The sequence below is a fragment of the Rothia sp. (in: high G+C Gram-positive bacteria) genome, from assembly GCF_030540545.1.
In the GTDB taxonomy this organism is placed as follows: Bacteria; Actinomycetota; Actinomycetes; order Actinomycetales; family Micrococcaceae; genus Rothia.
In genome coordinates this window covers 282-1,056 of record NZ_JAUNVZ010000123.1, presented here as the reverse complement: position 1 = coordinate 1,056, position 775 = coordinate 282, and the positions used below count along the sequence as shown (strand labels likewise).

Here is a 775-nt window from a genome sequence, read left to right as displayed (position 1 = left end):
GGCGAGGCAGTTAGCCTGCCTGACGTTCTGCGGTCTCCACAACGTTAACGAGCAGCTCCGCGCGGGTCATGGGGCCCACGCCACCGGGGTTCGGGGACACCCAGGACGCCTTCGCGGCTGCCTCGGGGGAAACGTCGCCGAAGAGTTTCTTCTTACCGGTTTCGGGGTCTTCGGCGCGGGAGACGCCCACATCCAGCAGGATTGCGCCGTCCTTCACCTGGTCCGCTTTCAGTACGTGCGGCACACCCACCGCGGCAACAATCACGTCCGCCTGGCGCAGCACCTCGTCAAGGTTCTGGGTACCGGTGTGCGCCAGGGTTGCGGTGGCGTTGATCTCACGGCGGGTCAGCAGCAGCCCCAGCGGGCGGCCCACGGTAATACCGCGTCCAAGCACCACCACGTTCTTACCGTTCCAGTCGATGCCGTGGCGCTTCACCAGCTCAATCACGCCGTTGGGGGTGCACGGCAGGGGCGAGTCCAGCGGCTCTGAGACGTTCAGCACCAGCTTGCCGAGGTTGGTGGGGTGCAGCCCGTCAGCGTCTTTCTCGGGGGCAATCTTCTCCAAAATACGGTTAGTGTCCAGGTGCTTAGGCAGGGGAAGCTGCACAATGTAGCTGGTGCAGGCGGGGTCGTGATTGAGCTTATCAATCTCGGCCTCAAGCTGTTCCTGGGTGATGTCTGCGGGCAAATCCACGCGGATCGAGTTAATGCCGATCTCCGCGCAGTCGCGGTGCTTGGCGCCCACATAGGAGTGGGAGGCGGGGTCGTCCCCCAC

Annotated in this window: 1 protein-coding gene; it reads right to left on the bottom strand. The window is 64.1% G+C overall.

Annotation, left to right across the window (positions count from 1 at the left end):
* Positions 1-10: 10 nt before the first annotated feature.
* Positions 11-775: bifunctional methylenetetrahydrofolate dehydrogenase/methenyltetrahydrofolate cyclohydrolase (locus tag Q4P78_RS09380; RefSeq protein WP_303340101.1), on the bottom strand; the 765-nt coding region annotated here is incomplete at its 5' end.